Annotated in this window: 9 protein-coding genes; 1 reads left to right on the top strand and 8 read right to left on the bottom strand. The window is 41.0% G+C overall.

Going from position 1 to position 6,352, the window contains the following annotated elements; genetic code table 11:
- The 8 genes from Q0C19_RS10235 to Q0C19_RS10200 form a co-directional block, all read right to left on the bottom strand.
- A partial coding sequence (locus Q0C19_RS10235; RefSeq protein ID WP_295055681.1) for a peptidylprolyl isomerase occupies nucleotides 1-306 on the bottom strand: 306 nt, incomplete at its 3' end.
- Complete coding sequence (gene msrB / locus Q0C19_RS10230) at nucleotides 306-710, bottom strand: peptide-methionine (R)-S-oxide reductase MsrB (RefSeq protein WP_295055679.1); 405 nt, start codon at nucleotides 708-710, stop codon at nucleotides 306-308. The genes Q0C19_RS10235 and msrB, both read right to left, overlap by 1 nt.
- Nucleotides 694-2,166: a hypothetical protein gene (locus Q0C19_RS10225; RefSeq protein WP_295055677.1), complete on the bottom strand. Its 1,473-nt coding sequence runs from the start codon at nucleotides 2,164-2,166 to the stop codon at nucleotides 694-696. The genes msrB and Q0C19_RS10225 overlap by 17 nt, the downstream gene beginning before the upstream one ends.
- A gap of 150 nt (nucleotides 2,167-2,316) precedes the next feature.
- Entirely contained in the window at nucleotides 2,317-2,601 is a 285-nt protein-coding gene (locus Q0C19_RS10220; protein ID WP_013459477.1) for an HU family DNA-binding protein, read from the bottom strand.
- A gap of 107 nt (nucleotides 2,602-2,708) precedes the next feature.
- Nucleotides 2,709-2,954 carry a hypothetical protein gene (locus Q0C19_RS10215; protein WP_295055674.1) on the bottom strand — a complete coding sequence of 82 codons (246 nt, stop codon included), beginning with the start codon at nucleotides 2,952-2,954 and terminating at the stop codon, nucleotides 2,709-2,711.
- Nucleotides 2,951-3,196: a helix-turn-helix transcriptional regulator gene (locus tag Q0C19_RS10210; RefSeq protein WP_295055672.1), complete on the bottom strand. Its 246-nt coding sequence runs from the start codon at nucleotides 3,194-3,196 to the stop codon at nucleotides 2,951-2,953. The genes Q0C19_RS10215 and Q0C19_RS10210 overlap by 4 nt, the downstream gene beginning before the upstream one ends.
- A 315-nt stretch (nucleotides 3,197-3,511) precedes the next feature.
- Nucleotides 3,512-4,174, bottom strand: a complete 663-nt coding sequence (locus Q0C19_RS10205) for a hypothetical protein (protein WP_295055670.1) — start codon at nucleotides 4,172-4,174, stop codon at nucleotides 3,512-3,514.
- 56 nt (nucleotides 4,175-4,230) lie between these two features.
- Nucleotides 4,231-4,884, bottom strand: coding sequence for a hypothetical protein (locus Q0C19_RS10200; protein ID WP_295055668.1), 654 nt, complete (start codon nucleotides 4,882-4,884; stop codon nucleotides 4,231-4,233).
- A gap of 137 nt (nucleotides 4,885-5,021) precedes the next feature.
- Between Q0C19_RS10200 and pyk the strand changes: the two genes are divergently transcribed.
- The coding region (gene pyk, locus Q0C19_RS10195) for a pyruvate kinase (RefSeq protein ID WP_295055666.1) at nucleotides 5,022-6,352 on the top strand (1,331 nt) is incomplete at its 3' end.

Raw genomic sequence — 6,352 nt, 5'->3', positions numbered from 1 at the left:
TTTATCAAAAACAACTCCCGATTTAAACTCATCTTTAAACGGTTTTTTCCAAATGGATTCCCCCCCGGCACCGGTGCCGGTAGGATCTCCGCCTTGGATCATAAAGTTTTTGATGATTCGATGGAATGTCAATCCGGTGTAGTAGCCGTTTTTGACATGCGTTGTAAAGTTCTCAACGGCTAGCGGAGCAACATCTTCATACAGTTCCAGGGTGATATCCCCCTGCGTCGTTTGGAGAAGAACTTTGGGGTGAGAAGCGGCAAATGATAATGATGCAGCCAACAATAAGGTGAATAGTAATCGCATTAAAACTCCTGTTTAAGTGGTGTAAAGGTGAGGGTGACAGAATTGATGCAATAGCGCAAACCGGTTGTTTCGGGGCCGTCTGGAAAAACATGTCCCAAATGGGCATCGCATACGGCGCATAAGACTTCGATCCGGATCATTCCGTGACTAATATCCTGTTTTTCTTCCAGTGCTTCAGAGTGAATAGGGCGATCAAAACTCGGCCATCCGGTACCGGAATCAAATTTTGAAGAAGAGTCAAAAAGCTCGGCACCGCAGCAGACACATTTATAGGTACCTTCTCCTTTAAAGGCTGCGTATTCTCCGCTAAATGCCCTCTCTGTCCCATGTCCTCGGGCAACACGATACGCTTCGCTTGAGAGGAGGGTTTTCCACTCTTCGTCACTTTTAACTATTTTGGTCATGATCTGCCCCTTTCGGATTTGAAGAAGAGATTATAGTCGCACTTTCTGATGCACGGCTTAGCGCATAGGTGTAATACTCTTTTTCATCGGATCCAACCAGAAAGACGTGAGGCGTATGGAGTCCGTGGGTATTTTCTGCTGTGGTAATGACAAGATCATCCAGATTTTGGTATTGCAAACTAAATTCAGGGCTCAAGACTCGAGCGTTGATATTAAAGTACTCATCAATCGCCTCTTTGTATTCGGTTATTCTGTCATCGTTATGAAGGATTACCATTGTTCTATCCGCAGAAGATACGTGAAGGTGCATTCGAAGCTCCAACAACAACGTGAGGAGAGCTTTATCAGACGGTGTGGGAATTTTGGAGAAAGGGATGTTTTTTTGATAGTTATTGTGCAGGAATACCGTCGAGTCACTGATCGGAATATAGTCGTTGTGCAGAGAGAAGAGAATCCACCTCTGCTCTCTATGTGCTATTAATGAATCAATAAAAGCTTTCTCCATCGTATGGGCGTCATCGCACATCACAACAGAAGCAGATTGGAAACTTTCATATTCGGTAATGGTCGGGGTGCTTTTAGGGGTAGAAAAATTTAGATTGGAAAGTTCAATTTTAAGGGCACCGTATTCCGTTAAAGAGATCAGCTCATTACGGAGAATCTCACCTCCGATAAGGGTCGGCGTAATGATAAGAATTTTTTCCTGGGGATTGGTGAGGAGTAAAAGGAGTGCTTTTCGAATGATAATGGTACTTTTACCGCTATTGTGTTCACCAAAAAGAGTCGTAATCGTATCTTTATAATCAGTTTCGAGAAATACTTTTTGTTCATCTGAAAGAAAAGTTCCATATCCGCTTTCTTCTTTGGGGAAGAGAAGGGTATGCGATTGGAGTGATCCCATAATTTTTTCTGTCGAGTAAGGTGTAAGCAGTTTTGGTGTCAATGTCTCTAACTTCTCGAGGATCGATTCTTTGGTTGTGTCAGAAAATATGAGTCGATTCTTGGGGAGAAGTTCATGAAACGATGAATCTAATAGGTCGAATTCGTCCTCCCTGAGGCAACTCAGCCAAAAAAAACGTTCACATACGGTCGAATCAAAGGAGAGGATATCTTCAAGTTTTTGACGGATGAGAGATTCGGTAGTTTCTAAATGGGTTGAAGAGACTTTTTTATTTTTTTTGGATGAGCGTTCAACGGTAGTCCCCTGAAGAGCGTCTGCATTCCACATCAGTTTTTCTCCGAATAAAAGCCCTCTATCGGGGATAAAAAGCAATAAATCGACGGAGATACGAGCGTCTTGATAAAAAAGGGGAAAGTTTTCATAAAAATGACCGTTTTCTTCTTTTGCAACAGAGCGGAAGATATCTATTTGTCCGGAATCATTGTCGTACGATACTGAATCAGAAAGAATAGGAGAATTTTTGGAGAATAAACGTTTATATAAAGAGAAAAACACTTAGCCCTCTAATGATGTAGATAATGTATGGTTGCAATAACACGATTATTTTTTACGTAACAATTATAACTGAACTTTAGTGTAAAAAAGAAAATGAAAGAAAAAGGGGAATAAGCCGAGAATAAAATCCTCGGACATATTAAGGGGTGATTATTTGCCGGCTTCGACAGAGTCTTTAAGACTTTTGCCCGGTTTAAATTTAGGAACCATTTTATCTTTAGTGCTATATGTTTTGCTAGTTCCCGGAACTTTACCGCTTTTCCCTTTTTGAAGAGTAGACGTAAAGCTTCCAAATCCTACCAAAGAAACTTCTTCTTTTGCAACGAGAGCTGCAGTTACCGCTTCTGTGAATGCTTTGATAGCTGTTTCAGCTTCAACTTTTGTTTTGTAACTACCGCTTTTTTGAACCAACTCTACGAATTGTGCTTTATTCATTTATTGCCCTTAATTTAGATATGCGAATAACACTCAAATCCTCCGATGCACACGAGCAAACAGGGCGGAAAAGTGTTTTAGCCGCGAATACTTTAATATCTCTTACCTTAAATTTTTCTTCTTTTTTGCATTTTATTGAATAGTTTTGTTATTTTGTGGTTTTTTAGGCCATTTTTTAGCCATTTTTTAGAATTCTGAGCAAGGGTGAGCGGGGAAACAAGTTTTTTGGTATCGAAATCGATAGAGAAATTTTTATTCCAAATGGACCATTTTTGTACAAAATTTTGTGATGAAGAGATCGATAAAAATACCTCTTCCAATCCGATACGTTCTTGTTCACTCAAACTGCTCATGTTTTGCTTCCTAATTTATTAATTTTTCGTACCACACGGATAATCTCATCGTCTTCAAGCATTCCCAACATTTCAAGAACTGCTTTGGCGGCCTGTGGCTTGGCGTTTCCCAATCGCCAATCTTGATACGTTCGCATAGAAATACCCAGCTCTGAGGCCATATCCTTTTGGGATATCTTCTTCCCGTTTCGCCCAGCCTCTACGGCATTGTGAAGAAGATTAAAAAGATCACTCATTTCCATCGCTCCATTGTAATATTCTTTTCTTAAAATTAACATTAAACCGTATTAAACATAATTAAAATATCATATATATAGTATATATTGGTATATTAGTAACACTAAATATGTCATAGCATAAACTATACCAACATTAATACATGTTATATGGTATTAAATATACAGAAAACAGTATGTTAATTCGTGTAAATTTTTAATTGGCGTATAGAAACGTAGAAAAAATAATGATGATGTGTATGTTGAAGTATTAATGTACAGTAGGGGGAAAAAAATAAATGGGGTGTGTCCGCAAAAAGCGGCAGAGGGGATTGTTACCCCTTAGGAGAGAAAATCGGTGTAATCGTATTTGGAGAGATCGACATAAAATTCCCCCTCTTTTTGAATGACGCGGATATCACTGCCGTATGCGAGTTCAAAACGTCGTTTTACCGCTTTTCGCTCATTCGAACCCATACCGATAAACTTGAGGTAACGTTTAAGCTCAATAGTTCCGTTGGACAGAGACGCTGCGGCAGGTTGCGGTGTGGAAGTGATATCAACATCGTGAATGTCATTGTCGCGTGAAAGGAGAAGTTTGGTGTTGATAACCTCTAGGAGATTTTTAAGCTGTTCGTCTTTTGCGGTATAGATCTCTTCGATCCGTTCGCGTTCGGCAATCAGCATCTGCTCTTTGTCGTTTACCAGGCGGTCAATTTTGTTTTCAAGCTCTTTGATCTTGAGTTTGAGCTGCTGATTCTCTTTTTGATAGAGGGCAATAATCATCCCGACCGTTGTTTTTTGCGGAGCGGGTGCAGGTGATAAACCTTTACTTCGTTGAGAAAGCTCTTGGCGTTTTTCTTCGTCCAGTGAGCTTCTTGGAACGATGATATAGGTAACTCCCCCTTCGATAATATAATTAAGACGTTTAGTCCGGAGTTTATTTTGGATCATCTCTTTGGACATTTTAAAGGTTTTGGCATATTCATCAACGGTGAAACGCATACATCCTCCTTAAGGATAGTGTGGATGTTATATTACCCAAAAAATATTTGTATCGATTAACGTTTTTTAGAAGGAATCAGCCATGAGGGTTTTGGCGGAGGGATAATTCCCCCTTTTCTCATCCATATAAGATAGCCGCGGTGGGTAATATTATGTTTGTCTTGAAAGGTATGGAGGGAACTGTGGCGAAGTTCACATTTTTCCAAAAGGGAATTAAAATCTTTATGATTGAGCAAAAATTCTTGCAGTGATTCATAGGCTTTATCCGAGATGATGACGGTACTGACGACAAGATTTTTAATTTCGACATACCGTGCACACTCATTCAACCCGTCGCCGATGAAATTTTCATTTCCTAAAATATCTTCAAAACGGTGAATTTTTCCGGTATGAACCGCCACTCGGATTCCTTTGAAATAAGGGTATTCTTTGGCGATATAATCCGAAAAATGGATAAAGGAAAGGCCTAAAATCGGCCCGAATCCCCGCAGTGAAGGATGAAGAATGCAGTAAAACCCATCACCCGTGGGAATAAACCCCTGCAGCATCTTATCCATCGGTATACCCGATTCTTTGATCATTTTTAGGATCATTTTTTTATAAGTCAGAGAGAGGTAGGAGATGATTTCGAGTTGATCATCCATCCGAAGGCGAGAGAAATCGATAATATCGACGAGGACAATGTCGGTAATTATCGCTCTTTTGCTCATATTCAGAACCTATCAACCTGGAAGTGTTTTAATTGTATTCTAAAATTGCTGAGATTGCACATATCTTCATCGGGTCGGTTTGATGAATGTTTCCAAAGTGTGTTACTATTTCCGAAAATATCCAGTGAGGTTCTCCAATGCAAAAACGAACGAAAATTTTAGCTACTGTCGGTCCCGCTTCGGATAATGTAGAAACGCTTGCCGCTCTTATCAAAGCGGGTGTTAATGTCTTTCGTCTCAATTTTTCCCACGGCACCTATGAGTACCATGCCCAAGTTTTAGCCAACATACGGATCGCCATGCGAGAAACCGGACTGATCGTCGGGGTAATGCAAGATATCAGCGGCCCGAAAATCCGTGTCGGAAAACTGAAGGAAGAATTTTATCTAGAAAGCGGCGATCGTCTTGATTTTCACTATGAGACGTGTGAAGGGGAAAAAATCGGTGAGAATCATTACCGTCTCTCCATCAATCAAAGCGATATTCTCCGAATGCTTAAGGTCGGTGATTTTATCTATCTGTACGACGGTCTTATACGTGCCAAAATTGGAGAAATCAGTGAAAATTATGTTCAGGCATTGATCGAGAACAAAGGGAGACTTACGTCGAACAAAGGGATTAATTTTCCCAATACGAGACTTGGAATCGATGTTTTGACCGAAAAAGACAGACGTGATATGGAGTGGGGTGTTGCTAACGGAGTCGATTTTATGGCGATATCCTTTGTCCAAAACGCGCAAGATATGATCAATGCACGTGAAGTGGTCCGTTCGTACGGCGGAGAGGTGCAGCTTATTGCAAAGATTGAAAAATTTGATGCTGTGGAAAATATTGACGAAATTTTGCGCCATTCGGACGGATTGATGGTTGCACGCGGTGATCTGGGGATTGAAGTCCCCTATTACCGTGTTCCGACCATTCAAAAAATGTTGATCGATAAAGCGAATGAGCACTCCAAACCGGTCATTACGGCAACTCAGATGCTTTTGTCGATGACGGAAAAAGAGAGTGCTACCCGTGCCGAGATCAGTGACGTCGCTAATGCGGTGCTGGATGGAACCGATGCCGTGATGCTCTCGGAAGAGAGTGCAGTGGGACATAATCCGGTACTTGTTGTCGAGACGATGGTTAATACGATTCAGGCGATTGAAGAGATTTATCCGTATGAAAAATTCAATTTCGGATATGACGATGCTATGGATAGGGTCAATGAGTCGGCGGTACGTTTGGGTGACTCATTGAATGCTGAGGGGATTATAGCGATGAGCGCTTCGGGGGCATCGGCGAAAAAACTTTCTCGTTACCGCCCGAAAATGACAATATATGCAGCAACGCACGAAGAGAGAGTCGCACGTCTCTTGACGATTGTATGGGGTGTCGTGCCTGCGTATCTGATCAAAAAAGGGCGTATCGAAGATATGTTGGGCGATATCATTCAAAGCGGTTTAAAACGGGGTATTATTGATAA

This window comes from Sulfuricurvum sp. (assembly GCF_023250475.1).
Taxonomy (GTDB): Bacteria; Campylobacterota; Campylobacteria; order Campylobacterales; family Sulfurimonadaceae; genus Sulfuricurvum.
This window is presented reverse-complemented; position numbering and strand designations above follow the sequence as displayed.

What these genes read in the sequence shown, in the direction of transcription:
- msrB (WP_295055679.1), bottom strand. Translation starts at nt 710, where the DNA reads ATGACCAAAATAGTTAAAAGTGACGAAGAGTGGAAAACCCTCCTCTCA.
- Q0C19_RS10220 (WP_013459477.1), bottom strand. Translation starts at nt 2,601, where the DNA reads ATGAATAAAGCACAATTCGTAGAGTTGGTTCAAAAAAGCGGTAGTTAC.
- Q0C19_RS10215 (WP_295055674.1), bottom strand. Translation starts at nt 2,954, where the DNA reads ATGAGCAGTTTGAGTGAACAAGAACGTATCGGATTGGAAGAGGTATTT.
- Q0C19_RS10210 (WP_295055672.1), bottom strand. Translation starts at nt 3,196, where the DNA reads ATGGAAATGAGTGATCTTTTTAATCTTCTTCACAATGCCGTAGAGGCT.
- Q0C19_RS10205 (WP_295055670.1), bottom strand. Translation starts at nt 4,174, where the DNA reads ATGCGTTTCACCGTTGATGAATATGCCAAAACCTTTAAAATGTCCAAA.
- Q0C19_RS10200 (WP_295055668.1), bottom strand. Translation starts at nt 4,884, where the DNA reads ATGAGCAAAAGAGCGATAATTACCGACATTGTCCTCGTCGATATTATC.